Origin of the sequence: Murimonas intestini, from assembly GCF_024622195.1 — a bacterium.
Classification (GTDB): domain Bacteria; phylum Bacillota; class Clostridia; order Lachnospirales; family Lachnospiraceae; genus Murimonas; species Murimonas intestini.
This window is the reverse complement of sequence record NZ_JANKBI010000022.1, coordinates 57,505-82,889: the sequence shown is the minus strand read 5'-3', so window position 1 is coordinate 82,889 and position 25,385 is coordinate 57,505. Positions and strand designations below refer to the sequence as shown.

The 25,385-nt window shown below is 45.3% G+C and carries 22 protein-coding genes; 9 read left to right on the top strand and 13 right to left on the bottom strand.

Annotated features, from left to right (window positions below; translation table 11 throughout):
• Nucleotides 1-92: 92 nt before the first annotated feature.
• The 9 genes from NSB28_RS22360 to NSB28_RS22320 all read right to left on the bottom strand — a co-directional run bounded on the left by NSB28_RS22360 (nucleotide 93) and on the right by NSB28_RS22320 (nucleotide 9,201).
• Nucleotides 93-1,454 carry an FAD-dependent oxidoreductase gene (locus NSB28_RS22360; protein ID WP_109747877.1) on the bottom strand — a complete coding sequence of 454 codons (1,362 nt, stop codon included), beginning with the start codon at nucleotides 1,452-1,454 and terminating at the stop codon, nucleotides 93-95.
• Between the two features lie 344 nt (nucleotides 1,455-1,798).
• Nucleotides 1,799-2,872, bottom strand: coding sequence for an NAD(P)/FAD-dependent oxidoreductase (locus NSB28_RS22355; protein WP_109747876.1), 1,074 nt, complete (start codon nucleotides 2,870-2,872; stop codon nucleotides 1,799-1,801).
• A gap of 186 nt (nucleotides 2,873-3,058) precedes the next feature.
• Nucleotides 3,059-4,090 carry a D-alanyl-D-alanine carboxypeptidase family protein gene (locus NSB28_RS22350; RefSeq protein WP_257497814.1) on the bottom strand — a complete coding sequence of 344 codons (1,032 nt, stop codon included), beginning with the start codon at nucleotides 4,088-4,090 and terminating at the stop codon, nucleotides 3,059-3,061.
• A gap of 166 nt (nucleotides 4,091-4,256) precedes the next feature.
• Nucleotides 4,257-4,958, bottom strand: a complete 702-nt coding sequence (gene vanR / locus NSB28_RS22345) for a VanR-ABDEGLN family response regulator transcription factor (RefSeq protein WP_109747874.1) — start codon at nucleotides 4,956-4,958, stop codon at nucleotides 4,257-4,259.
• 467 nt (nucleotides 4,959-5,425) lie between these two features.
• Complete coding sequence (locus NSB28_RS22340) at nucleotides 5,426-6,172, bottom strand: ABC transporter ATP-binding protein (RefSeq protein ID WP_109747873.1); 747 nt, start codon at nucleotides 6,170-6,172, stop codon at nucleotides 5,426-5,428.
• Nucleotides 6,159-7,424, bottom strand: a complete 1,266-nt coding sequence (locus tag NSB28_RS22335) for an ABC transporter permease (RefSeq protein ID WP_109747872.1) — start codon at nucleotides 7,422-7,424, stop codon at nucleotides 6,159-6,161. The genes NSB28_RS22340 and NSB28_RS22335 overlap by 14 nt, the downstream gene beginning before the upstream one ends.
• Nucleotides 7,424-7,954 carry an FtsX-like permease family protein gene (locus NSB28_RS22330; RefSeq protein WP_109747871.1) on the bottom strand — a complete coding sequence of 177 codons (531 nt, stop codon included), beginning with the start codon at nucleotides 7,952-7,954 and terminating at the stop codon, nucleotides 7,424-7,426. Before NSB28_RS22330 ends, NSB28_RS22335 begins: the two co-directional genes overlap by 1 nt.
• 117 nt (nucleotides 7,955-8,071) lie before the next feature.
• Nucleotides 8,072-8,731 (bottom strand): zf-HC2 domain-containing protein, encoded by a 660-nt coding sequence (locus NSB28_RS22325; RefSeq protein ID WP_109747870.1) that lies wholly within the window; start codon nucleotides 8,729-8,731, stop codon nucleotides 8,072-8,074.
• On the bottom strand, nucleotides 8,728-9,201 hold the full coding sequence (locus tag NSB28_RS22320) for an RNA polymerase sigma factor (RefSeq protein ID WP_109747869.1): 474 nt from the start codon (nucleotides 9,199-9,201) through the stop codon (nucleotides 8,728-8,730). Before NSB28_RS22320 ends, NSB28_RS22325 begins: the two co-directional genes overlap by 4 nt.
• A gap of 357 nt (nucleotides 9,202-9,558) precedes the next feature.
• On the opposite strand from NSB28_RS22320, the gene pcp reads away from it, so the two are divergent.
• The 4 genes from pcp to bcp all read left to right on the top strand — a co-directional run bounded on the left by pcp (nucleotide 9,559) and on the right by bcp (nucleotide 14,419).
• On the top strand, nucleotides 9,559-10,209 hold the full coding sequence (pcp, locus tag NSB28_RS22315) for a pyroglutamyl-peptidase I (RefSeq protein ID WP_109747868.1): 651 nt from the start codon (nucleotides 9,559-9,561) through the stop codon (nucleotides 10,207-10,209).
• Between the two features lie 66 nt (nucleotides 10,210-10,275).
• Entirely contained in the window at nucleotides 10,276-12,429 is a 2,154-nt protein-coding gene (locus NSB28_RS22310; RefSeq protein WP_109747867.1) for a SulP family inorganic anion transporter, read from the top strand.
• 7 nt (nucleotides 12,430-12,436) lie between these two features.
• Nucleotides 12,437-13,876 (top strand): sensor domain-containing diguanylate cyclase, encoded by a 1,440-nt coding sequence (locus NSB28_RS22305; RefSeq protein ID WP_148409644.1) that lies wholly within the window; start codon nucleotides 12,437-12,439, stop codon nucleotides 13,874-13,876.
• A gap of 81 nt (nucleotides 13,877-13,957) precedes the next feature.
• Nucleotides 13,958-14,419 (top strand): thioredoxin-dependent thiol peroxidase, encoded by a 462-nt coding sequence (bcp, locus tag NSB28_RS22300; RefSeq protein WP_109747865.1) that lies wholly within the window; start codon nucleotides 13,958-13,960, stop codon nucleotides 14,417-14,419.
• Between the two features lie 28 nt (nucleotides 14,420-14,447).
• Here the strand turns inward: bcp and NSB28_RS22295 are convergent, their stop codons facing one another.
• Complete coding sequence (locus NSB28_RS22295) at nucleotides 14,448-15,797, bottom strand: MATE family efflux transporter (protein ID WP_109747864.1); 1,350 nt, start codon at nucleotides 15,795-15,797, stop codon at nucleotides 14,448-14,450.
• Between the two features lie 148 nt (nucleotides 15,798-15,945).
• Between NSB28_RS22295 and NSB28_RS22290 the strand changes: the two genes are divergently transcribed.
• Nucleotides 15,946-19,182 carry a UvrD-helicase domain-containing protein gene (locus NSB28_RS22290; RefSeq protein WP_109747863.1) on the top strand — a complete coding sequence of 1,079 codons (3,237 nt, stop codon included), beginning with the start codon at nucleotides 15,946-15,948 and terminating at the stop codon, nucleotides 19,180-19,182.
• Here NSB28_RS22290 and NSB28_RS22285 read toward each other — a convergent pair.
• Nucleotides 19,177-20,172, bottom strand: a complete 996-nt coding sequence (locus NSB28_RS22285; RefSeq protein ID WP_109747862.1) for an SPL family radical SAM protein — start codon at nucleotides 20,170-20,172, stop codon at nucleotides 19,177-19,179. The genes NSB28_RS22290 and NSB28_RS22285 overlap by 6 nt on opposite strands.
• Before the next feature lie 207 nt (nucleotides 20,173-20,379).
• Between NSB28_RS22285 and NSB28_RS22280 the strand changes: the two genes are divergently transcribed.
• A complete protein-coding gene (locus tag NSB28_RS22280) occupies nucleotides 20,380-20,958 on the top strand; it encodes a TetR/AcrR family transcriptional regulator (protein ID WP_109747861.1) in 579 nt (192 codons plus the stop codon).
• A gap of 66 nt (nucleotides 20,959-21,024) precedes the next feature.
• Complete coding sequence (locus NSB28_RS22275) at nucleotides 21,025-21,549, top strand: flavodoxin domain-containing protein (protein WP_109747860.1); 525 nt, start codon at nucleotides 21,025-21,027, stop codon at nucleotides 21,547-21,549.
• A 33-nt stretch (nucleotides 21,550-21,582) separates the two neighbouring features.
• On the opposite strand, the gene NSB28_RS22270 is transcribed toward NSB28_RS22275, so the two are convergent.
• Complete coding sequence (locus NSB28_RS22270; protein WP_109747859.1) at nucleotides 21,583-22,428, bottom strand: creatininase family protein; 846 nt, start codon at nucleotides 22,426-22,428, stop codon at nucleotides 21,583-21,585.
• A gap of 140 nt (nucleotides 22,429-22,568) precedes the next feature.
• Here NSB28_RS22270 and NSB28_RS22265 point away from each other — a divergent pair, with 140 nt between their 5' ends.
• Complete coding sequence (locus NSB28_RS22265; protein ID WP_187374173.1) at nucleotides 22,569-23,120, top strand: PadR family transcriptional regulator; 552 nt, start codon at nucleotides 22,569-22,571, stop codon at nucleotides 23,118-23,120.
• 77 nt (nucleotides 23,121-23,197) lie between these two features.
• Nucleotides 23,198-23,770 carry an HD domain-containing protein gene (locus NSB28_RS22260; protein WP_109747857.1) on the top strand — a complete coding sequence of 191 codons (573 nt, stop codon included), beginning with the start codon at nucleotides 23,198-23,200 and terminating at the stop codon, nucleotides 23,768-23,770.
• Between the two features lie 9 nt (nucleotides 23,771-23,779).
• On the opposite strand, the gene NSB28_RS22255 is transcribed toward NSB28_RS22260, so the two are convergent.
• On the bottom strand, nucleotides 23,780-25,369 hold the full coding sequence (locus NSB28_RS22255) for a response regulator (protein ID WP_109747856.1): 1,590 nt from the start codon (nucleotides 25,367-25,369) through the stop codon (nucleotides 23,780-23,782).
• Nucleotides 25,370-25,385: the final 16 nt, after the last annotated feature.

Sequence of the window (25,385 nt, the reverse complement as noted above, 5' to 3'; positions counted from 1 at the left end):
ATACCTCCTGGCTTTCTAAAGTCTATTCCCGGCGGGGAATCTGTCTTGTTGTAAAGTAATATTGCGCTTTGCATATTTTGCACATTAAAGTGTCAGAGAAGGTCATTTAATGCTTCTGCCATCGTAGGATGTGTAAATATCCCGTCTCTTAAAACAGTATAGGGAAGTCCTGCATCTATGACTACTTTTATTATATTTATAATTTCATGGGATTCAGCTCCGAAGAGGTGTGCTCCCAATATCTTATCTGTTTTGGTGTCTATGATGGCCTTGAATAATCCGTCAGTCTTTTTCAGAACCTTCGCTTTCGGTACGGCAGCGGCGGCAAGTCTGGTGACCTTCACATCGTAACCGGCTTCTCTTGCCTCTTTTTCTGTCATGCCGACTCTTGAAAATGGGGGATCAATAAAAATACTGTATGGAACAGCCCCTCTGTTGCCTGTTGTCCTGCTTCCGTCTCCTAAAAGCTGTGATTTAACGATCCTGGAATCATCAAGTGAGATATAAGTAAATTGCAGTCCGCCTGTTACATCTCCCATAGCCCATATATTTTCTGCTGTCGTTTTTAAATGTTCATCCACCATTACAGCTCCCCGTGATGTCAGAGAGACTCCCGCAGCTTCGGGGTGGAGTCCTTCCAGATTTGGCCTGCGGCCTGTAGCTGCCAGAACAGCGTCAGCATCTATGACAAGATCCTTTCCTTCAACAGACAGAGAAAGGGAAGCTTTGCCGTTTTCCTGCCCGATACCTTTGATCTGTGTATTTTTGAGTATGGTTATTCCATGGTTTTCCATACTCTTCATAGCGGCAGCTGCGACTTCTTCATCCTCCCGGGGCAGAAACTTATCGGAAGTCTGTATTATAGTAACAGAAGAACCAAAATTTGCATAGTAGGAAGCAAATTCCACACCAATATATCCGCCTCCGATAATAGCCAGCTTTTTGGGAAGCTGGTCCAGGTCCATGAGAGTTTCACTGGTGTATACATATGGATTGCCATTTATCCCCGGAATATCAGGTATAAAGGGACGGGCTCCTGTATTGATAAAAAATCTCGTGCCTTCCAGTTCCTCTGAAGTGCCGTCAGCATAGGTGACACGGACATGCCGGGCATCTAAAAATTCTGCTGAACCTGTAAGTACATCCGCTCCTGCGTCAATGGCAACCTTATCATAATTTTTCTGGCGGAGTGCCTTAGTCAGTTCACGTTTTTCATGGATTATATTCTTATAATATTTAGCCCTCTCCTCAAAATTATTCCCCAGAAAAGCAGCCTTCTGTGCTGAATTCTCAAGGAATTTAGAGGGGATGCAGGCCACATTGATACAGGTGCCTCCATACATATCAGGTGATTTCTCAATCAAAGCCGTTTTCTGCCCATTTTTGGCAAGTGCACCAGCTATAGTTTTCCCGCCTTTGCCAAAGCCTATAATAATATTATCATATTTCTTCATTCGAAAATCCTCCTTTTTATTCCCGCGAGCAATGAGCCAAGTGAACATGCTTGCACGTGCATTTGGCGAATGCCGCGAGGGTCAGATACCAGGCAGTTTGCTGCCGTGTATTGATTTAGATTGCAGCAACTGTAACTTAAAACATTACATTTATTACTGTAACTATAGCAGATACAGTTGCGGGTGTCAAGCACTTTTAAAATAAATTTTTGAAATTAATCCGGAGGCGGCAGAAGAGAAAAACAAGTAACTGTTCATACAGTCTGCGCATCTGCTGCACAGACTGTATGAACATGATGCAAGAATGCAGAAATCCCATGGCGGCGCCATGCAGATGATTTGGATCAGGAGCGCATATGTCCAAAGGTACCAGCCATTCCGGCTACAAAACCCCATTGGCGCTCCATATAATTCTTCAGGTCCAGAGTCAGGCGCTGATAGCTGCTGAGGATTCTGGAAAGGTCAGCATTAGAGGAAAAACCGGACTCACAGACGGCACGTGCTGCGGCATGGCCGCTCTCAAGCCCGCCTGAGATTCCTTCTCCCATCGGATTCAGGAAACCTGCAGCCTCACCTGCGAACAGGACTCTTCCTGAACCATATTCTATGGGACAGCCCGGCTGAATATGGGGCATGATCCATTTTTCAGAATTAACCTGTGCCTCTATCCGGGCGTTATGCTCATGTTCCATATAGGATATAAATTCTTTATAATAATGTTCAGTCAGAGAAGTATCGCTGACTGCCACACCAAAGATCAGATAATCATCTTTCACATTAAACCAGGCGTCATACTGAGACAGCCGGGGCTGCAGGTAAGCGTAAAAATAGTGTGGATCTAATGAAATACTGCCCCTGTTAAATGTCTGATAAGTAGTAATATAATTTTTGGACGCATTCCTGTATTTTCGTTTTAAAGAGCTGACAGCTCCCTCGCATATTATTACTATTTTAGCAGATTCTGTATAAGTGGCACAGTCCTTGAATGTGCAGCCTCCCTCGGATGTGCTGCTTTTAAATGTTACTGTAACAGAATCCTCTGATTCACTGTAAGCGACGGCAGCGGTACAGTCACGCAATATGGCCCCGGCATCTGCAGCCTTTTGGGCCAGCCAGCAGTCAAAGCTGCTCCGCCAGATATTTGCACCCGGCTGCTCAAACAGAAATTCTCTGCCTGTATCATTTGTAAATACCATTCCCCTGTTGTCTGCCGGAGAGCACTTAACAGAGGACGGCACCTGTTCACCGAAATACTGTGAAATCAGGTCCAGCGATTTTTTGATCAGGATCCCGGAACATGATTTATTTCTGGGAAGCTTAAACTTCTCTGCCAGCAGTACTTTATACCCGTTTGAAGCCAGCTCTTTTGCAGCGCTGCTTCCAGCCGGGCCGGCACCTATAATTATGACATCATACATGAATATTCTCCTTCATTTGTTTTAAATATAAACTGTTGCAAGGCTCTCCCCAGACCTTAAGCACAGATTTTGACATATCCGGGTATTTCTGATCAGCCTGGCATTTTTCTGCTGTATGGAAAGAGCATTGATACGGCAGCTTTATGATATCATATACAAAGCTTTTTTTAAACATCATAGGACATGTCACTGTATATTTTCCAGCTGGTCATAGACATGAATGGCATCGAGAATATTGAATTGGGCAGTAGTATGGGAACCATCGGCTCCGGCTGTTATTAAAATGTATTCTCTGCCGTTTATATTGGCCAGACTGGCCAGGCATAATCCTGCTTCATCTGTATATCCGGTCTTACCTCCCAGAATCCTTCCGCGGGAGGCCTCTGATGAGTCCAGATTAGTGAACAGTGTGCTTGAAAATGTAAATCCATCAGGATGGAGCTCAGACGGCTGTGTATGATGGGCCTGGCTTGTAAAGGCTGTCCTGAAATCATTATTTTTCAAAGCATACTCAAGGAGCACGGACAGATCCCGGACAGTAGTATAGTGGTCAGTATCATGCAGACCGGTAGTGTTAGTGAAGTGTGTATGCTCCATTCCAAGTTCTGCAGCTTTGGAGTTCATCATATCTGTGAAAGCAGATTCAGACCCGGCTATGTCCTGGGCAAAGGTGAGGCAGCATTCCGCACCCGACGGGAGAAGTATCCCGTAGAGAAGATCCCGGTAAGTGGCTGTTTCATCCGGCAGAAACCCGGCCATAGAAGCATCTTCCGCATAGAGTCCGGAGAATATCTCATAGGGAAGTACAGTGCTCCTGTCCAGGTCCGGTGTGTTTTCAATTGCCAGTATGGCAGTCATGATTTTTGTCAGTGAGGCAGGATAGATCTTGTCATCTTCACCGTGAGCGGAGATGACTTCACCTGACTGAAGTTTAACAAGAATGGCATTCGGACTGTAAAGAGACGACAGATCAATATCTTTTTCTGTGATTTTAATGTCTGCATCAGCCGGGGTAAGGCCGGCGTTTTGGACATTCTGGTTTGAAAAGCTGCCTTCCATGCCCGGGGACTGTTTTTTCGAAGTGATAAGATACATAAAGGCAATTAATATGCATACAAGGGCGATACTGATCAGTGAGCTGCAGACGCGGATTCTGAGCCGGCGGCGGCGCCTCCTCCTTGCATTTCTGGATCTGAAATCAGGCTGGTTAGTGTACAATTGGATCCCTTCCCTTCTTTTTCAGGGAGTATTTATATTTTTCGGTTTCTCTCCCCTGTTTAAGAATAGTTTAGCAGGATGAAAACAATTGTACTTTAATATCTGATTTCTAAAGCAGTAATTAAAAGTTAAGGAATTGTTGATATTTTGCTAAGATGGGTACAGGCTAAATACGGTCGATCTTGTAGCCGCATCCCCAGACAGTTTTTATATATTTGGGGCGTTCAAAAGAATCATTCATCTTTTCACGGAGATGGCGGATGTGGACAGTGATGCTGCGGTTATCCTTGCTGAACTGCTCATTGCCCCAGAGTTTGTGGAAAAGCTCTTCCGCGCTTACTACCCGGCCGTTGGCCTGGCAGAGGGTCTGCAGGATAGTAAACTCAGCGGGAGTGAGTATCAGTGGCTTTTCGTTTAAAGTACATTCATGCGTGAGGATGTTCATTGTCAGGGCAGCACAAGTAATGATGTCTTTTTCTTCAGGAGCTGAAGGGGTATTATACTGCTTATATCTGCGAAGCTGTGCCTTGACGCGCGCGACCAATTCTAATGGGCGGAAAGGCTTTGTGACGTAATCATCGGCCCCAAGGGTAAGCCCTGTGATCTTATCGATCTCCTCACCCTTGGCGGTGAGCATCAGTATTGGATATGTGCTTCGTTCACGTATCTTTTTACATATCTGGAAACCATCTGTGTCCGGGAGCATGACATCCAGGATCGCCAGGTCCAGATCCACCGAAGCGATACATTCCAGCGCCTCCGCGGCTGTATAAAATTTGTATACAGCAAATCCTTCATTTTCCAGGTACAGGGCGACAAGGTCAGAAATCTCTTTCTCATCGTCAACAACTAATATCTTTTCATTCATAGTGTTTCTCCCAATTCTTGCAATTACTGTAGGCAATGAGCTATAAGTGAATATGCCCGCCGCTGCCGTTTAGTTATAATTAAGATATATTAACAGAAATGCAGAGGGAAATCTTAACTATTTTCCTTATAAAAAATTAAGATATTCCTAAATCTATATCGTCAAATGCCTGCCCGGTCACCTTATCCAGCAGTCTTGCAGAGGTACGTTTCGCTTCCCTTGCAGGGCATGCCCAAACAGTATACAAAATCCTTTAACAGAGGCAGCCGATAGGCATAGAAAAAACGCCGGTATGGACAAATCCCACACCGCCGGCATACATATTTTATTACCTTATGTATTAACGACTTAGTATTTCACCAATCACTGACCCATTGGTCTCCTCTTCGATAATAACAGTAAATGACACGGTGCTACTCGGAAAGAAGTGATATTCAAAACTCTGTACCGTTGTATATTCAGTTGTATTACTTTCCTTGCAGCCCGTAAGCATAAAAAGCATACTTAGTGCAAGAAAAAGCGAGATTGTTCTTTGAGATAGCTTCATCACTCAAAATCCTCCCATCTTGAATTGTAATCAGTCGCTTCGCATATTCTGCAATTTTTCTATCGTGCGTAATAAGGATAATTGTTTTCCCTTCTGCGTTAAGATTGGTAAAAAGTTCCATTATTTCTTTTCCAGTTTTGCTATCCAATGCACCCGTCGGCTCGTCAGCAAGAATCACATCTGCACCACAAGCGATTGCTCTGGCAATCGCAACACGCTGTTTTTGTCCGCCTGAAATATGTGCTGCTTTCTTCTTAGAAAGAGATTTGATACCTACAGCCTCAAGTGCAGATTGTATTTTTTGCTGTCGCACCGTTTTTGAAACGGATTGCTTAATCAGCGGCATTTCAACATTTTCAAATATTGTATAGTCGCCGATCAAAGCAAAATGTTGGAACACAAAGGCAATTCTTTTTCCTCGTATTGCTGATAAATTATTTTCTTTTTCACGGCTTAAATCTTTTCCATCGAACAGATATGTACCTGCGGTGGGGGCATCCATACAACCCACAATGTTCAAAAGCGTTGTCTTGCCGGAACCAGACGCTCCCATAATTGATACAAATTCTCCCTGCTCGATTTTCAAATCAATGTTCGATAGAGCCGGTGTAACAATATTATCGGTCCGGTATTCTTTTGATATATGGTTTAATTCAATCATTGCCATTGGTATTTCCTCCTATTAAATCACCCGGTTGATATTGAAATAGCTTAAATGCCGGAAAAAGCGTTGCTAAAATCACAAGAATGACTGCGATAAGCAAGCAAACCGGCAGTGTATATTGAATATGCGCCGTCATTAGCGCCTCTCTAAACACGTCTGTATTATTACGAAATTCAACGAATTTGATAATCCAGGCAACCAGTGTTGAAGAGAAAACGATAATTGCTATTTCAGCTGCTATACAGAAAGCAATGTCTTTTTGCGTGAAGCCGTTAGCAATTAAAATGCCGTATTGCCTGCGTTTTAGCAGCGTATTTGTTGTAAAAACTGCGATAATTGAAGTAAGAGCCATCATAGAAATAAAAATCGCAATGATAATCTGTCGGGAGGTGAAAGTACCTGTTTCTGAACGATATATTTCATATTCTTCCGAAAGGGAAATCGCAGTTGCAGAAAAACCGTGTGAAAACGAGTAGCTGCATATTTCCTGCTCCAATATTTTCTCATCGGCAGTTTCAGAAAGCAGCACATAGGTGTTGTGTAAAGAAGATAATTGAGTCAAAATATCATTTCTCCCTTCATCTGAAAAAGGGGCGATAAACCAGCCATCCAACGAAACAAGCGGATAGCGGATCAAATCGTCTTCTTCAACCCATTGGCTTCCTTTTGAAAAATATCCGACCACTTCATACATTTCACCTGTCCGTTCATCTGTCAGAAAAGTGCCAACGGGTACGACATCCTTAAAAACTTCGCTGGCATATATGGGGAGGTTTGTGCTTTGGGTGCTCGCAAAAGCTGAAATTCCTCCTTTTACAAGGGGTAAAAGGGCCTCGTCAACATACAACACCTGAGATCTTTCGGGATAATCTTTATAAACTCCATTTTCAAGGATTTTTTGATTTATCTTGACATATTCTTCAGATGTTTTTAATTCGGAGAAGTTGATACCTGTTGCATCAAACTGTCCCACAGCGTTAACCCCGGGAAGCGTCTCTATGTAGTTTCTAAAATCTGCAAGTGCAGTTGTAAATTCAGCAGTTTCATCTGTTTGCAGATACTTTAGGTGTAGAATCTGACCAGCCTCAAGTCCTAAATTGCGATCAAATATTTTTTGCTGACAGATTGCACTTGTTGCATTAGTAATGGAAGTAAATACCGTAAGCGTAGCTATCAGACATACCACAAACATCAATATTGTGCGGACTCTCTTTTTTCGTATTTCTTTTAATGCCAGCTGCAGAATTGGCCTCATTATGAAATCACCTCCGCCGGATGAATTTTCAAAATCCGTATGATTGGGATCAACACGGACATAAATAGGGTGAATAACATTAACATCATTGAGCCTGATATGAAAAAAGGTGTCAGCTCTACAGAAAAAACAGCTGCATTTTGCGCGGCTAATACACTGAGAAAAATGATGCTTATAACAAGGCTGACGGTCAGCATCTTTGCCATTTGAAGAGTAATCATGCCGGTTAACTGCAAATTAGACCAACCGAACGCTTTGCGAATTGCCATATCCCGCTTCTGCGCAATCATCCAATAATTCGTTACTACAAGGCAATTAGCAACCGAAAAAATATATATGGCAGTAGCAAGAGAAAAGCCTGTATTCTGCATTGTTAAATAGATTGGTGTTTCACTACCCATTTCAGCCAATGAACTGATTACTGAATTGATGGCGCTAATGCCGATCAAAACAGAGGTTAGTGAAATGGCGAATCCTGCGATTAGAAGTATAGTAGTTGGCTTTAACCATCGTTTTATTTTGTATAACATAGTAATCCTCCATTCCTGTTTTCACCCCTATGACTATCAAAAATGGATTTCGTTACAAACAATTTCAAAAAAATATACCGTATCGGTTTTATATCCGATACGGCATTTCTGTATAGATTACTTTTCCCAAAGTAATTGGGAAGAAAGAATCGTGTTTTGAAATTCTGTTTCACTCATATTTTCCAAATTGGTGTAGTCGCCTGTGAAGTAGTAAACGGCACTTATATCATCTGATCCTTTGTCAGCAGCACAAAGTGTAAATTCTGAAAAAACTTTCTCACTGTTGATCAGCTCATTCCATTTAGTATCAGAGACATAGAATAAGAGGACATCTTTTTCTTCACCGACTACTGTAGTGGAAACTCTCTTGATTTTCAGGTAACTTACTTCACTCCCCCGTAATCGTCCAATCAAATCGCCGTCTGCTATAGAAACAGATATTTTATTGTATTCAACTACCTGTTGTGTGTTTTTTAAGATACCAATCGCTGCAAAGACAAGGATGGCTAAAGCAAAAACAGCTCCGACCGCAGCAAGCAACTGCTTACGGAATAGTTTTTTCTTGACAGATTGATACGATTCTGCTTTTTGGCGTTCCCGGTTGGCAAGAGAAGGTGTCAGCTCTATCTCATCTGAATCTCGCATTTCAGCATAAACTGCTCTACAGTCAGGACATTCAGACAAATGTTCTTCAACCGCTTTTTTACTCTCTTCGCTGCACACTTCATCAATATATAGGGGCAACAAGTCTTGTACTAATTCACAAGGATATTTCATTTGAGACCCTCCTTAATTTTTAATTTTGCACGGTGATAGGTAACTCTTGCCCAACTCTCTGTTTTGCCGAACATATCCGCAATATCTTTGAATGAAAGTTCTCCAAAAGTTCGCATCCAGAACACTTCTTTATATGGTTCGTCCAGCCGGTGAAGAATATTGTGAATTGTCAATGCTTCTTCTTTAATAAAAATACCTTGTTCAATGTCTTGAGTAGACGGTACCATTTCCAGTGGATACTCAACTTGTCGTCCACGCCGCTTTGCGTCTGTGTAAAATGTATTTTTAGCAATCTGGCATAACCATACACTCAGCTTGCATTCGCCTCGGAAAGTATCGATGTTTTTCAGTGCTTTGAAAAAAGCCTCTTGGGTGATTTCTTCTGCTTGTGCTTCATCTCCGCAGAGTGAAAGTACATAATGAAACACAATATCATAGTGTTCTGAATATATTTTTTCAAACTCTTTCACCCGAACACCTCACTTTCATATGAATATCAGGGTATTTTTAGTAATAGCAGCTTACCGCCGCTGCATACTGTTCTACCAGCCGAAAGAACATATCTTCCGCCTGTCGGTCAATGCCGGCAAGGAAGTAATAGTCTTCCCACAGTACGGACACTTTTCAACTCTGCGATGCGCCATTTTTTACCTCCTGATTTCTTCTGTAATTTAATAAATTAATTATAGCAAAATAATATTTTGTTTTCTACCAGCATTATTACTTGCAAACAATTAAAAACCACCGGCATCCCATACCAAGTCTTGCTTTTACCTCCGGAAAAAGCTATAGTATGATAAGGTACATAATTAACAGGAGGATATATAATGAAGGTTTTGGTAACGGGATTTGATCCGTTCGGCGGTGAGAAGGTCAATCCGGCCTATGAAGCTGTAAAGCTGCTGCCGGAGACCATATCAGGGGCAGATATTATTAAGCTGGAGATTCCTACTGTATTTTCTAAATGCGGACATATAGTGGAAGAGGCAGTCAAAGTATACAGTCCTGATGTAGTCATATGCGTGGGGCAGGCCGGAGGAAGGACAGGGATATCGATAGAAAAGACAGCTATCAATCTGGCAGAAGCCAGGATCCCTGATAATGAAGGGGCTCAGCCGATAGAGGAGAGTATCAGGGAAGATGGAGATACGGCTTACTTCTCTACGCTTCCTGTAAAGGCAATGGCTGAAAATATCAGGCGCCACGGCATACAGGCAGGAATATCTTATTCGGCCGGCACGTTTGTGTGCAATTATATCATGTATCAGGTCTTATACCTGGCGGATAAGAAATACAGAGGGATCAGGGCAGGATTTATCCATGTCCCGTATTCAACGGAGCAGGCGGCCCTGAAGCCCGAGGGGACGCCGGGAATGTCCCAGGAGGACATTGCGAGGGGACTGGAATATGCAATTGAAGCAGTGATTGAGGAAAAGAAATATAAGTGCTATAATATGCAGGATGGTAAGTTAAATTAAAGGTGACGAAAGGCTCCGCATGAAGCTCTGAAGATAGAAGGAGTATTCAGGGAGATTCCTGTATTTATGAAAATTAGACTTTTTCCCACTCTTAGAAACTATAAAAAGGAATATCTGCTCAGGGATATTTTTACGGGTATTATAATTGCTGCTGTCTCAATTCCCATAGCCATGGGGTATGCGGAGGTTTCGGGTCTCCCGGCAGTATATGGGCTGTATGGCTCAGTCTTTCCCATTCTGCTTTTTGCAATGCTCTCCACTTCGCCCCAGTTTATTCTGGGGGTTGATGCGGCTCCGGCAGCCATCGTGGGAGGCGCCCTGGCTACGCTGGGCATTCCTGCAGGGTCCTCACAGGCTCTTCAGTATGTTCCTATGATTGCATTATTTGCAGGACTCTGGCTTCTGCTTTTTTATTTTTTGAAGGCGGGGAAGATGGTGAATTTTATTTCAACCCCGGTCATGGGAGGATTTATCAGCGGGATCGCCCTGACTATCATTCTTATGCAGATACCAAAGATCCTGGGCAGCGGATCAGGGAGCGGCGAGCTTCTGGAGCTTTTGGGGGATATCGGAAGGGCATGCGGAAATATAAACTGGATCTCTGTACTCCTGGGCAGCGGAGCACTTATACTGATACGCCTGGCTAAGAAGTTTGCGCCAAGGTTTCCCATGGCGATCGTGATGATGGCCGTAGGGGTGGCGGCGGCAGTTCTGTTCCACGTAAATGAATACGGTGTAGTTCTGCTCTCTGCGGTAGAGCCGGGAATGCCCGGCTTGTTTATTCCGGATATAGGGAGCGTGGATCTGACCCATGCAGCCGGGAGAGGCCTTATGGTGGCTGTGGTTATAATGGCGGAGACACTTCTCTCAGAAAATAATTTTGCATTTAAGAATGGATATAAGGTTGATGACAACCGGGAGATCCTGGCCTGTGCGGCGGGCAATCTGGCAGCGGCGGCTGTGGGGTGCTGTCCTGTTAACGGCAGTATCTCCAGGACGTCTATGAGCGAACAGTATGGAGGAAAGACACAGGCAGTTTCTCTGGCAGCCGGGGTGACCATGGCGGCAGTTCTTGTCTCGGCTACAGGCTTTATCAGATTTCTTCCGGTACCTGTCCTTGCGGCTATTGTGATATCAGCACTTATGAATGTGGTGGAGGCCGGGCTGGCTAAGCGTCTCTTCAAAGTGAGCAGGAAGGAATTTTATATTTTTATAGCGGCATGTATGGGAGTTCTGTGCCTGGGGACTATATATGGAGTTATTATTGGAATCATGCTGTCATTTGTGGCTGTGATCATAAAGGCAACTAACCCTCCCAGGTCATTTTTAGGAATGATACCGGGCAGGGACGGCCTGTATGACCTGAAAAAGAATCATTATGCACATGCTGTGGAGAATACAGTGATCTACAGGTTCAGCGAGAGCCTCTTTTTTGCCAACATCAATATATTCCAGGATGACATAGAAAATAGTATAAAGGAAGATACAAAGTGCGTGATAGTAGACGCTGGTTCTGTGAACAGTATGGATATAACAGCGGCCGACCATATAGAAATGCTCTCTGAGAGTTTGAAGGAGAGAGGGATCAGGTTTTATCTGACGGAACACTCATCCAGGATAAATGAAGAGATGAGAAAGCTGGGAATAGGACATCTCATAGAAGAGGGCATGGTGAGAAGGACAGTACTGTCAGCTCTGCATGATGCAGGCATAGAGAAGCCCTTCCCCCTTGAAAATATGGAAAATAAAGAATATGAGCGAGTATGGCAGCTCAGGGCAGAGGAAGAGAATTCGCTGGAGGAATTCGCATGGGCATTTGGGGATGATACAGTTGGACAGGTTGAGAAGAGAGTACACCATATCATGGACCATATCCAGAACATGCCGGACGTGGAACGGCTGGCGGAAGAGGGCGTAGAGAGAAAAATGCCGTATTGGCACAACCTGGGAGCTATCGATGAGGATGAAATCCTGAGAAGGATTGAGCTTCATCTTGATGAACTTCCGCAGAACCTCAGTGAGCAGGAGAACAGAAAGAGAGTGCTCCAGCTGATTGAAAAGCGCCGCAGAAGGATCGTAGAAGAGCTGCAGAGAGAAAACCCTGAAGTTTTGAAAAAGCTGAAAAAGAGCCGTGAAAAGCTGGACAGGCGGCTGGAAAAACAAAATCCTGAGGCTGCCAGAAGGCTGCACGAGTGGGAAGACAGGATAAAGGGAGTGTAGGGTGCTTATGGATAAGACAGAGGGAAATACTGTTGCAAAGAGACGTTATTCCAAAAAGGTATTATCAGTCTGTGCGGTGATCATACTGATGATCGCAGGCTGTATCTGGCTGAATATGTATTATTATAATGAAGTACAGTCAAGCCTCATGCAGCAGACGTACAGCGACCTGAAAAAAGAGAATGAGAGGGCAGAATCTTATTTAAGCGGCAGGATAAAGGCCAAAATAGAATGGCTTGATATTATTGCGGCATTCTGTGATATGCCTGATGGTTCGGGAGATGAAAACTGGAGACAGATAATCGACAGATATAAAAATGAGAAATTTCAGTTTGGAATAGCTGATGCAAATGGTACCCTGTACTTTGCTGCCGGCAATACAGTTGATGTATCAGGCAAGGATTATTACCAGCGTGTAATGATGGGGGAGCGTGTCGTCTCACAGGTCCTGAAAAATGATTTCGGCAATCAGGACGGTGTGGTTATGGCAGTGCCGATCATCCGCAATGACGAGATCATAGGTGCAGTCTGTCTGGAATATACAACCCTGGAGCTTGGTGAGTATATTAATGATTCGAAGATGAGTGAGTCAGGCGCTAATCTTGTGTTTGACAAGAGCGGGGAAGTTACTGCCTCCTATCCCGGGATGGAAAGCTTCGATACTGTGTATGATATGCTGGCAAAGATGGATTATAAGGAAGAGGGAGTCCTGGAAAAGCTGAAAGAGGATGTGAAAGAGGGGCGTTCCGGGTATGCCGTGTATTATAATAACAATAAGATGCGTCTGATCTACTATGCGCCTGCTGATATAAAGGACTGGACCATATTGTCACTGGTGGTTACAGACAGTTATGAGACAACGATTGATGAAATACGTTTTCTCTCAGCGGCATCTCTGATAGGGACGATCATTATGCTGGCTGTAATAGCTGTACTGACTGTTTATGTGGTCGGGCAGCGCAGAAAGGAGATGCAGGTGGTGAGCACGGACGCCCTCACAGGTGTCCTGACAAGGGAGGCAGCCAGAAAGCTTGTTGAGCAGAAGCTGCGCAAAGGGTATGAGAAAGGGAACTATGCCTGTATCTTTATGGATATTGATGATTTCAAGAAGATCAACGACACATATGGTCATGACAGAGGAGACAGGGTGCTGATAGAGGCAGGAGAGATCCTGAAGCGCTGCATAAAGCGCAACGATATTGTGTGCAGATATGGGGGCGATGAGTTCTGCGTATGGGTGAACAGTGCCAGGACGCAGGAGGAGATAGAGGCTCTCGCCGAAGATATACTGGCAGCTTTCCGCGGGACAAAGCTTATCCATGTGTGCTTGGGAATAGCTCTGCGGGGGATGGGAGAGAAGAACTACGACCTGATAGTAAAGCGTGCGGATGAAGCACTCTACTGCGCAAAGAGACAGGGAAAAAACAGATATTGTATAAAGAAGTGACTATTTGGCAGGTCTGTGCATTTACTGCACAGACCGCAGGTAAATGATCCAAGAGTATAAAAATAGAAAAGAGGTAGTGATATGCTGGAGACAGGGAACAAGGCCCCGGAATTTACATTGCAGGACCAGGAGGGCCGTGAGGTATCCTTAAAGGATTTCAGAGGCAAAAAAGTGGTGCTGTATTTTTACAGCAAGGACAATACAGCAGGATGTACAAAACAGGCCTGCGCATTTGCAGAACATTATCCTGATTTTACGGAGAAGAATGCTGTAGTGATCGGGATAAGCAAGGATACAGTGGCATCCCACAAGAAATTTGCAGAGAAATACGGACTTCCGTTTATACTCCTGTCCGATACGCAGCTGGAGGCTGTACAGGCCTATGATGTGTGGAAGGAGAAGAATATGTATGGTAAAAAGGTAATGGGTGTGGTGAGGACCACATATCTGATTGATGAAAATGGAATGATCGAGAAAGCATTCACGAAGGTGAAGCCGGCTGAGAACGCGGGCCAGATGCTTGAAAGTATGGCCGGGGCATAATGCCGCCGGCCTGTTCTGAACAAAGGGATCAATGCTCAAAGCCATGTACCCAGTCAGCCTTCAGGAAATAGATCAGAAAGACAATGGAACTTAAGGTCCATGTCAATGGGTATGCCCAGAAGATGACGTTGATTACAGGTATGAAGTGTACGATGACTGTTATGTATGTAACGCGGATCACACACCAGCAGCACAGCATGACAAGCATGGGAACCGTGGATTTTCCGGCCCCGCGCAGTATGCCTGCGATGCAGTGGGAAAAGGCCAGCAGGAAGTAAAACAGGGTGACTGTACGGGCCTGGGCTGTTCCAAAGGCCACCACCTGTGGGTCATTATTAAATGCGGCGATCAGGGCAGGGGCAAATACATTGATGATAATGCCCACCAGCTCTGCCATGATGATTGAACAGAGGATACCGAAGCGGGCCCCTTTTTTCGCCCTTTCATACTGTTTCGCTCCCAGGTTCTGGCTGACAAAGGTAGTCAGGGACAGAGCAAAGCAGGTGATCGGCAGAAATCCGAATCCCTCTATTTTAGAGTAGGCTCCGCAGCCGGCCACGGCCATTTTGCCAAAGCTGTTGATATTTGACTGGACAACCACATTTGCAAACGCAATGATAGAGTTCTGTATGCCTGCCGGAAGACCATTTGAGATGATCTGGCGGAGCAGCGGGATATGGAAACGTATCTTTTTAATAGATACCCTGTAGTCTTCAGGTGCCCTGAGCAGATGCCTGAAACAGAGGAGAGCGCTCACAAACTGGGATATGATGGTAGCCAGGGCGGCAGCACCTACACCAAAGCGGAATACTGCTACAAGTAAAAGGTCCAGTACCACGTTGACTGCGGATGATATGATCAGATACATGAGCGGCCTTCTGCTGTCACCCACAGACTGGAGTATCCCCACGAATATATTGTAAAGGACAAAGGCGATGGAGCCGCAGAAATATATCCTGAAATAGACGACAGAATTAGGAAGAACATCCTCCGGTGTTCCCATCCACACAAGTATGATGGGAGCCATGACAACACCTATGACAGTAAGAAGGATACCGGCTGTGATACCAAAAGCAATAGTGGTATGCAAAGCCTTCTGCACGCGGTCAATATCTCTGGCGCCATAATACCGGGCGATGACTACGCCGGCGCCCATGGCGATCCCGTTAAAAAAACCTACCATGAGGAAGATAAGATTTCCCGAGGAACTGACGGCTGCCAGGGCATTGCTGCCAAGGAAGTTTCCTACTATCAGCGAATCGGCTGTATTGTAGAGCTGCTGAAAAAGGTTGCCGAGAAACAGCGGTATGGCAAAGGCTATGATCTTTTTCCATATACTTCCCTCTGTCATTAAGGTCTTGCTCTGTGTGTTACTCATGATGTGATCTCTCCCATTAAATAATTTTCTGAGGGGATTCTGCTTAAATCATAAACAGCATCTTCCCTGATACATTCTACTACAGCTGGAAAATAAATGAAAGAGGCATTAAGTATATAAAAAATAGAAAGAGGAGAGCAGGTGTAAAATGTACATAGCAGATTTACATATCCATTCCAGTTATTCCAGGGCCACCAGCAGGGAATGCACACCGGAACATCTTGATCTGTGGGCCAGGAGAAAGGGAATAAATATCCTGGGTACGGGTGATTTTACGCATCCGGCCTGGAGAGAAGAACTAAATGAAAAGCTGGAGGAGGCGGAGGAAGGCCTTTACACATTAAAAAAAGAATACAGAATAGAAGATAATTTGGCAGGCAGCTGTATGCAGCCCAGGTTTGTAATTTCAGGAGAAATAAGTTCGATTTACAAAAAGAACGGAAAAGTCCGCAAGGTGCACAGTCTGATACTGCTGCCGGGCCTTGAGGATGCCCAGAAGCTGTCAAAAAAGCTGGAGACCATCGGGAATATCCACTCGGACGGCCGCCCCATACTGGGGCTGGACTGCCGGGATCTTCTGGAAATCACGCTTGAGCTGTGCCCCAGGGTAATCTTTATACCGGCCCACATCTGGACTCCTCATTTTTCCCTCTTTGGCGCTTTCTCGGGTTTTGATACTGTGGAAGAGTGTTTTGAGGATCTGACGCCTTATATACATGCCATGGAGACAGGGCTGTCCTCAGACCCTGCCATGAACTGGAGGCTGTCTGCACTTGATGGATATAATCTTGTGTCCAATTCAGATGCCCATTCTCCCGCAAAGCTGGGAAGAGAGGCAAATCTGCTGGATATCCCGCTGTCTTATGAGGGATTGTACAGGGCAGTCCAGGAAGGAATGGGGCTTGCCGGGACTATTGAATTTTTTCCTGAGGAGGGTAAATACCATTTTGACGGGCACAGGAAATGCCATCTGTGCCTGAGCCCGCAGGAGGCAGAAGCATATGGGGGAATATGCCCCGTGTGCGGCAGGAAGATTACAATCGGCGTCTCACACCGGATCGATGCGCTCTCGGACAGGGCAGAAGGTTTTGTGCCTGACGGCGCCAGGCCCTATGAGAGCATAGTGCCGCTGCCGGAGGTGATAGCGGCATCTACAGGGCGTCCGTCTGCCAGTGTAAAGGTCACACAGCAGTATATGGAGATACTCCGCAAGCTGGGGCCGGAGTTTTATATATTGCGGGAAGCTCCGATAGAGGATATCCGCCATGCATCAGGATATCTTGTATCTGAGGGTGTGCGAAGACTGAGGGAGGGGAAGGTTCTGCTGTCTCCCGGTTTTGACGGCGAGTATGGGAAAGTCAGGCTTTTTAAGCAGACTGAGATCGATGGGCTGGAGGGACAGCTCTCTCTTTTCCCGGATATGCAGCAGGAGGCGGCTGCGTCAGAAGAAAAGATCCCTGACAATATATGTAAAAGAGAACAGGAGGAAGAAGAACGCAGGCTGCGGCGGACAGAGAAAGCAGCGGAGCCGGAGGTACAGGAGATTTCCCAGACAGCAGGAGCCAGAGTGGAATGCGGCCTTCTGGATCCCCTGAATGAGGAGCAGAGGACGGCAGTTGTGACTGCTGCCAGCGCTGTTGCTGTAATTGCAGGTCCGGGGACTGGAAAGACAAAGACATTGATCACAAGACTGCTCTACCTGCTGAAGGAGAGGGGAGTAAGCCCTTCAGAAATAACAGCAGTGACATTTACAAAAAAGGCCTCCCAGGAAATGAAGGACAGGCTGAATGAGGCCATGGGCAGCAAGAGGGCGTCAAGGGCGATGAATATCGGTACTTTCCACTCTATATGCAGCGAATTCCTGAAAAACCAGGGGCTGGATTTTAAGCTGGCAGATGAGATGGAGGCTCTGGAACTGGCTGAGGAGGCCATAAAGGAATGCGGGCTGAAGCTCACTCCGAAGAAATTTCTGGGGCTTGTATCATTAAAAAAGATGGAATATAATCCGCAGGCAGAGGCAGATATAGATGCCGCATTTAATTGCTACCAAAGGAAGCTGAGGGAGCAGAATATCCTGGATTTTGATGACCTGCTCACAGAGACGATAAGGATAATGAAGGAAAATGCAAAAGACAAGAAAAAGCACAGGGGATTTTCATACCTGCTTGTAGACGAATTTCAGGACGTGAATCCTATCCAGTATGAGCTGATAAGGGAATGGAACAGGGGAGGCAGAGAGCTTTTTGTGATTGGAGATCCTGACCAGTCTATCTATGGGTTCAGGGGATCAGATTCTAAATGTTTTGAAAGGCTGTCGGAGGATTATGAAAATTTAGTGTCGGTCAGTCTCAGGAAAAATTACCGTTCTGCTCCGCCGATCATACACAGCGCCTTGGCTGTCATTTCTGTAAATCCAGGCAAAGAGAGAGTATTGGAGCCATTCTGTACCGGGGGAGATCCTGTCAGGATCATTAAAGCCAAAAGTGACCTCTCAGAAGCTATTTTTGCTGCAAAGGAAATCAACAGGCTGATAGGCGGTATTGATATGCTGGATACCCAGAGCCATATGGAAAAGGAGAACAGGCGGGATGGAAAGGTAAGAAGCTTTTCAGACATTGCGCTGCTCTACAGGACACATCATCAGGCAGAACTGCTGGAAAAATGTCTTCAGAGAGAGGGGATACCCTATGTAGTCGCGGGAAGGGATGATTTCCTGAGTGAGAAGACAGTCAGGGGGACTGTGAGCTTCTTCAGGTCGATCGCAGATAAGGGAGACATACTGGCAAAGAAAACAGCCCTCAAACTGATGTGGGGACTGGGGGAAAATGAGATATCTGACAGTATATACAGCACTATGGAAGAAAAATACAGTCTGCAGCTGAAGAAAGGTAAGCCTCAGAAGATCCTGGAAGCCTGGATGGAAGATATGGATCTTTCAGAGGATAAGGCCCTTGGCAAGCTGGCCGGCATGTCTGTGTTCTATAAGAATATGGGAGAATTTCTGGAGGATCTGTCCTTTGCCCAGGAGGGAGATCTGAAGCGCTGCCAGGGAAGGCATTACGACTCTGATGCTGTGACACTCATGACTCTCCACGGCTCCAAGGGGCTGGAATTTCCCGCCGTTCTGCTGTGCGGCGTCAAGAAGGGCACGATTCCGCTGGAAAACGAAAAACATCCTGCGGACATGGAGGAAGAGCGCAGGTTGTTTTACGTGGGCATGACAAGGGCGAAGGAAGAGCTGATCCTGCTCACGCAGGAAGGGACTTCTGTATTTCTTGCTGATATTCCAGAGGAGTATGCAGTCAGAGAAGATGCAGAACAGCAGAAGGTAAAATCTGATATGGGACAGCTGAGCCTGTTTGATCTGTTCGAACCTGGATTATGAAATATAGAGGATTTTCATTCCCTTCAGCTTTTCATGGATGGCGTTTGTGAACCATTCTTCAGCCTCCCTGCGGACTTCAGGCCGGTAACAGTATTTCCCCATGCCCCGGCCTGTCATTTTTGAGGCATCGTACAGGTCGGCTGCGGCGGGAAACGCTTCTTCATTTATTTTGCGGTGAACGAAGCTGTAAGTCATGAGGATGAGCTCCAGAAAGGAATTTTCCCTTGATTTTGCTGACAGTTCGTCAGAGAGCTGATCCAGAAGTGTGCTGTAAAGTTCCTGGTAATTGTCTGTCAGGATGATAGGAGCGATCAGAATACCAGTGCGGTAGCCTGCGTCAGCCATCAGGTTAAGGGCGTGGATCCGTCTTTTTAAGCTGGCAGTGCCAAACTCAGCGCTTGATATAATGGGCTGGGGATTGACGCTCATCCTGAAGATAACGCGGCCTTTGTGCTCCAGCGGCAGCAGAGGCCCGACCATATCAAATTTTGTGGGGAAGGTCAGAAGGCCCTTCTGGGTACGGGCAAAGTTTGTTATGGTCCACTCCAGATTTCCGGTAATGGTATTTTCAAGTACCAGGTCACTGTTGCTGCCGATCTCAAAGGTCAGATCCTTGTGGGAGCGACCGGCGGTTCTGATAATTTTATCCAGCATCTCTTCACGGTTCACAAAGAGCCTCAGATAAGAGCATTTATTGTAATTGCAAACCAGGTAGCAGTACAGGCACATGGCTGTGCAGCCTGAAGAAGTGTAAGGGACCAGAAAGTCAGAGACCTTCTGGTTCGGTACATAGCGGTGGGTCTTCCTTGTGCCGATGATGAGGTGCTGCTTCATAGCTGGAAATGAGGAATTGGGGTTAGAACGTAGTTCCTCGATATTGTTATGGCTCTGGATGGGAATCCAGGGCTTTTCTTTATATTTTTCTTTCAGCTGCTGTCCCAGCGTGTAGTCCAGAATGCCGGGTTCATAATAGATTTTGTCAGGAAACATAAGACCTCCCAGGGAAACGTATCAGTAATATTTATAGTGTGCCCCGGAAAAGGCTGCTTATACTTATCACTCCTTTTAGATAAATCAAAGAGATGCTTGACATTAGTTCTAAATAATATATAATATATTTATATAAATGAGTTATATAAATATATTATATAAAATAACACTATATAAAGCGCACGGCCCTGAGAAAGGAAAACAGATATGCCAAAACAGAGAATCACAAAGGATATGGTCATAGAAGCTGCATTTGAACTTGCACGGGAAGGCGGCGGGGATCAGGTTATAGTAAAAAATATCGCCGGAAAGCTCGGCTGCTCTGTCCAGCCAATTTACAGCTACTGTTCTAATATGGAAACATTGAAGCAGGAGGTAGCGGAGAGAACAGGCAGGTTTTTTAAAGAGTATGTGGCGGAACATATGCAACCGTCAGATTATTTTAAGAGCATTGGACGTTCATATGTCAGCCTTGCCCGGGAGGAGCCCAATTTATTTAAGATGTACTTTATGAGAAGGAGAGAGGGAGCTGGCTCGCTGGAAGAGATATACAGGCAGGAGAGCAGCCCCCAGGTGGCAGAATTTCTGGCAGAGGAGCATCATATCAGTCTGGAAGCGGCCCGCCGCCTGCATTACCATATGATTACCTACACCATGGGTGTATCTTTTATTCTGGCTTCAGCAGGTCCGGAAATATCAGCAGGTCAGGTCATGGAGCAGATGGAGGAGGCGTATGAAGCGCTTGCGGCACGTATAAAAGGAGAGGCGAAAGAGACTGCGGAGTGACGAATACAGGCGGCTGTGCTGGCTGGAGTCAGTGCAGTGGAGTGGAAAATCAGGAGGGATAAAGAAATGAAAAAAGGAATAGTTATTTACAACAGCAAGACAGGTTTCACTGAGAGGTATGCCAAATGGATATGTGAGGAGCTGGGATATCAGATGATTCCCTATAAGGAGCGTGACAAGGCAGATCTGTCACAGTATGAGTGTGTTATTTTCGGGGGCTGGGCCCATGCAGGGAGTATTAAAGGGTTTAAGTGGTTTAAGGAGAAGCTGCCCGCGCTTGAGGGAAAACGCATTATTGTGTATGCCACAGGGGCTACCCCGCCTGATTCGCCTGAGGTTGAGAAAGCTATAGAAATGAATTTAAAGGATCTGACAGGGGCACAGAGGGAGAGGATAAGGGTCTTCTATTTCCATGGCGGACTTTCCTACGAGAAGATGGGGACTGTGGACAGAGTGCTGATGAGTCTGTTCAGGAAGATGCTGAAAAAGTCTGGGGGTGAGAGTGAGGCATACCGCATGGTATCGCATTCATTTGACTGCAGTTCAAAGGAGCAGACTGAACCTCTTCTTGAGTATGCCAGGGCGCTGTGAAAGGGGCGCCGGTGGGCACCCCTCTGATGAGGATTAAATATCTGTTATCCTGAAACCAGGAATATCGTATAAAGGGTGCTTTTCATAACACTGATACCCTTTTCTGTCAAGGAACCTGCAGACGGCTTCTTTTATCTGCCGTGACATATCCATATTCAGCATGGCGCCCAGCTTTGCGGAGGCCCTTGAAGGATAACCGATATGTCCTTCATCCCTGATGAGGGCGGCGGTCCTGACGGGATCCATCATATCTCTGCCGCTGAGGGAAATATCCGGCCTTGTATGATAGTCAGGGCTTACATATTCGGGTGCAATTTCCAGCATACATGAAGTCTCAATCCAGCCGGCGTGAAAGTCATTTGGATATTTCCGGGTATTCTCAGTAAGTTCTTCCGGCTGTTCGGAGACAATACCTTTTTGGTTGGCATTAAATATGGAGCCCATAGGGGCAAAGGCTGTTATGCCATTTTCTGTATTTATTTTTTCACAAGCCTGTTCTATGGCAATTGAGTGAAGAGGGTCAGCATGTCCTGAAATCACGATGATGTGTTTAACACCCCAATTTGCAACAGCCTTTACAGTTTCGTATATAACATCAAATATCAACTTTCTGCTTACATGGATATTGCCGGGAAACATGCCCATATCAGCGAACCCCAGAGGAATTACGGGAAGCGTCCCGTAGCAGTAATCCGGGTGTTCATTTTCCAGAAATCTGATGGCGCCGTCTATCCAGTATCTTGTCTCATAAAAATCTACTCCTGTGGGCAGATGCCTGCCATGTTCCTCAACAGGCGCTATACCCAGAAAGACAACAAGTTTTCCGGGAGCCTGCCGGGATATTTCTTCCCAGTTCAGTGTAAGTAAATCACAGATCATTTTTATATGCCTCCTTTGATTTTATTAAGTTATTCATCTTCCCAATTTTACAGCAGGATGTTATGATTGAATAATAAATTAAAATAAATACTCTATATATAGAGTAGTATATATACATAGCAATGTCAAGGAGGTATTTTATGTTTTCAAAGACAATGACAATACTTGTTGGAATCATAGAACAGCAGCCGGTGAATGCTTATGAGCTGAATAAATGGCTGACAACAATGAATGTCCGGGAGTGGTATAATATTGCCAGTTCGACCGTATATGCAACGCTCAAAGCGGCTGAAAAAAAGGGATATATTACCGGAAGCATTGAAAAATCCGGTAATATGCCGGATAAAACAGTCTACACAGTAACTGACAGGGGAAGGCAGGAGTTTATGGACACAATTACTGGCTATCTCTCAGATTTTGATTATGATATAACACCCTTTCATATAGGTATGTTTTTTATCAATGCCCTGGATAAACAGATGGCGGTTGACTTGTTAGGAGCACGTGTCAGACTGCTTCAAAAGTACAGCCTGGAAATAGAAAAACAGACCGGTAAGATGGAAGGAGGGCAAGTTCCTCAAATCTATGTGCTGAATACCAGGCAGAGCCTCTATATTGTACAGGCTCAGTTAAAAGGGGCGGAGGAGATTTTGGAAGAATTATCATATGAATTACAGAACGTTGCTGAATAGTAATACTCAGATGTGAGATCAGCCAAAAGGAAAGCATCTGCTTGAGGGCAGAATCAAAATACAGGAGGAAAAGAGACATGGAAAAAATTACAGAATATCTGGACTTTATCAGAGAGACGGAAAACCTGAAATCAACTCTGAGAACAGCGTGGACTGCCCGGGGCAGGCAGGAGAGCACAGCTGAGCATTCCTGGCGTCTGGCGCTTTTAGCAGGTGTATTTCTGGAGGAATATCCCTGCCTTGATGCGGTCAGAGTGTACCAGCTGTGTCTTGTGCATGACTTAGGAGAGATATACGACGGAGATATATCAGCTGCGCTCAGGCCTGATGAGGAGCTGAAGCATAAGAAGGAAAAGCAGTCTGTGGAAAAGGTGTTTTCACTTCTGCCGGGCAGTTCTGGGAAGAAGTGGCTCGATATCTGGCGGGAATATGACGAAAATCTGACGCCGGAAGCTCACCTTGTGAAGGCTCTGGACAAGGCCGAAACCATCATCCAGCATAATCAGGGAAGGAATCCGGAAGATTTTGACTATGAATTCAATCTGGAATATGGCAGGAAGTATTTTGAGGCAGATGAACTGCTCAGAGAACTTCGCAGAGAGCTGGATGCAGAGACCCGGCGTCATATCCCGCCGGAGAGCACAGAATAGACGGTACTGTCATGGGCAGGACCTTAAATGTGAATAAGCCTTTGGTGATACACCATAATACTTTTTAAAGCATTTGCTGAAATAACCGGAATCCTTGTAGCCCGTAAGGGATGCAATATAAGTAATATTTGTCTCTCCGTCTTCTAATAACTGCCTGGCATGCTCCATCCTTGTCGTAAGGATGAAGTTCGTTATAGTACATTTCATGTATTTATTGAATAGCTTGCGTATATAGCTGGAATCTAGAATAACATAGGCGGCGATATCCTCCACTGAGAGTGTATCCTCCATATAGTGTCCGGCCACATATTCCTGCACTTTCCGGATCACATCTAAGGAGCGGGTGGATTTTATGCTGGAGTATCTGGCGAGGACCTTCTCAAACAGAGAATATAAAAAGCGGCAGCTCTCACGGATGTCCGAACCGGCAAAGCAGGACTGGTAGCGGACAAAATCCTGGTCCAGTATATCCATAACATTTCCGTCCTTCTCCATGACAAAAGCAAGGCACAGGGAAAATATGGAGGTAAAAATAGTCTGAACGGTATCAGAATCGTAGTGTTTTGTCAGTATCTCCTTCTCAAGTCCTTCTAAGATTTCTGAGAGCTCAGAAAGGTTGTTTTGGCGCAGCGCAAACATGACCTGGTTGTGGAGTTCCAGATTGTAGAAACCTTTCGAGAACTGCAGATCTGTGTCTTTATGATAGAAAAGATTTCCTTCCTCTTTTGTGCTTCTGGCCTGCAGGGCGAGGAGCGCTTTTTTAAATGATACGGGAATAGAATCAATACCCTTTTCCAGCTCACCTATGCCTATGGACAGTGTGACAGAAAACCAGGAGCGGATCAGGTCCGCAGCCTTTTGCAGCCTGCTGTAGGGGTAGGTGGCAGCAGACGCATAGTCCTTAAAGTTAAAAAGGACTACGATCCTGTCACAGGGAATGTTAAATATAAATAATTTTCCCGGTACAGACAGCGTCTCCTCCAGGCAGTTCTGTATGGAAAACTTCCAGAGGGGAAGGTTTTCATGGCTGGATTCAATTACGCCCAGATAGCCGATTTCCACCACGGCGGCCATGAAATACTCAGAGATATTCCAGGGGGAGTCAGGGAAAAGTGATGGGGATGTAATGCCGGGACTCTGTTCGCAGAAGCCCAGCAGGGAATTAAAATATTGTTCCATCATCAGCTGGTTTGCCTGCCGTTCAGCCTTTTGGCGTGAGCGGAGCAGGGCGGTTTTCTGCTTCAGCTGCTTTAAGAGCTTTGTCAGGTCCTCAGGGGAAAAAGGTTTGAGCAGGTAATCTTCAATTTTCAGCTGGATGGCTTTCTGTGTATAAGTGAAGTCTGAGTAACCTGTAATAAATACGATCAGCGTATCAGGTGATTCACTTCGTATGCGGGATGCCACACTGATGCCGTCCGCATAAGGCATATTTATATCTAAGAAAGCAATATCGACCCGGAAGGAGGTGAGGGAATTTAATGCCTCCTCACCATTCTGAGCCACGCAGCAGATAGAAAAACCCAGCTCGTTCCAGTCAACCGCAGTCAGCATATAGTTTCTGAAAAGTATCTCATCATCAGCAATCAATACGTTAATCATAGTATTTCTCCTTCTA

Bases quoted from the DNA above. Each gene is read 5' to 3' on its own strand.
- NSB28_RS22355 (WP_109747876.1), bottom strand. From the start codon at position 2,872: ATGTATGATGTCATAATTATAGGTGCCGGCCCGGCTGGAAGCAGCGCT.
- NSB28_RS22275 (WP_109747860.1), top strand. From the start codon at position 21,025: ATGAAAAAAGGAATAGTTATTTACAACAGCAAGACAGGTTTCACTGAG.
- NSB28_RS22260 (WP_109747857.1), top strand. From the start codon at position 23,198: ATGGAAAAAATTACAGAATATCTGGACTTTATCAGAGAGACGGAAAAC.
- NSB28_RS22325 (WP_109747870.1), bottom strand. From the start codon at position 8,731: ATGAAATATCCTTGTGAATTAGTACAAGACTTGTTGCCCCTATATATT.
- NSB28_RS22280 (WP_109747861.1), top strand. From the start codon at position 20,380: ATGCCAAAACAGAGAATCACAAAGGATATGGTCATAGAAGCTGCATTT.
- NSB28_RS22270 (WP_109747859.1), bottom strand. From the start codon at position 22,428: ATGATCTGTGATTTACTTACACTGAACTGGGAAGAAATATCCCGGCAG.
- NSB28_RS22340 (WP_109747873.1), bottom strand. From the start codon at position 6,172: ATGGCAATGATTGAATTAAACCATATATCAAAAGAATACCGGACCGAT.
- NSB28_RS22310 (WP_109747867.1), top strand. From the start codon at position 10,276: ATGAAAATTAGACTTTTTCCCACTCTTAGAAACTATAAAAAGGAATAT.
- NSB28_RS22295 (WP_109747864.1), bottom strand. From the start codon at position 15,797: ATGAGTAACACACAGAGCAAGACCTTAATGACAGAGGGAAGTATATGG.
- NSB28_RS22290 (WP_109747863.1), top strand. From the start codon at position 15,946: ATGTACATAGCAGATTTACATATCCATTCCAGTTATTCCAGGGCCACC.
- NSB28_RS22285 (WP_109747862.1), bottom strand. From the start codon at position 20,172: ATGTTTCCTGACAAAATCTATTATGAACCCGGCATTCTGGACTACACG.
- bcp (WP_109747865.1), top strand. From the start codon at position 13,958: ATGCTGGAGACAGGGAACAAGGCCCCGGAATTTACATTGCAGGACCAG.
- NSB28_RS22265 (WP_187374173.1), top strand. From the start codon at position 22,569: ATGTTTTCAAAGACAATGACAATACTTGTTGGAATCATAGAACAGCAG.
- pcp (WP_109747868.1), top strand. From the start codon at position 9,559: ATGAAGGTTTTGGTAACGGGATTTGATCCGTTCGGCGGTGAGAAGGTC.
- NSB28_RS22330 (WP_109747871.1), bottom strand. From the start codon at position 7,954: ATGTTATACAAAATAAAACGATGGTTAAAGCCAACTACTATACTTCTA.
- vanR (WP_109747874.1), bottom strand. From the start codon at position 4,958: ATGAATGAAAAGATATTAGTTGTTGACGATGAGAAAGAGATTTCTGAC.
- NSB28_RS22255 (WP_109747856.1), bottom strand. From the start codon at position 25,369: ATGATTAACGTATTGATTGCTGATGATGAGATACTTTTCAGAAACTAT.
- NSB28_RS22305 (WP_148409644.1), top strand. From the start codon at position 12,437: ATGGATAAGACAGAGGGAAATACTGTTGCAAAGAGACGTTATTCCAAA.
- NSB28_RS22335 (WP_109747872.1), bottom strand. From the start codon at position 7,424: ATGAGGCCAATTCTGCAGCTGGCATTAAAAGAAATACGAAAAAAGAGA.
- NSB28_RS22360 (WP_109747877.1), bottom strand. From the start codon at position 1,454: ATGAAGAAATATGATAATATTATTATAGGCTTTGGCAAAGGCGGGAAA.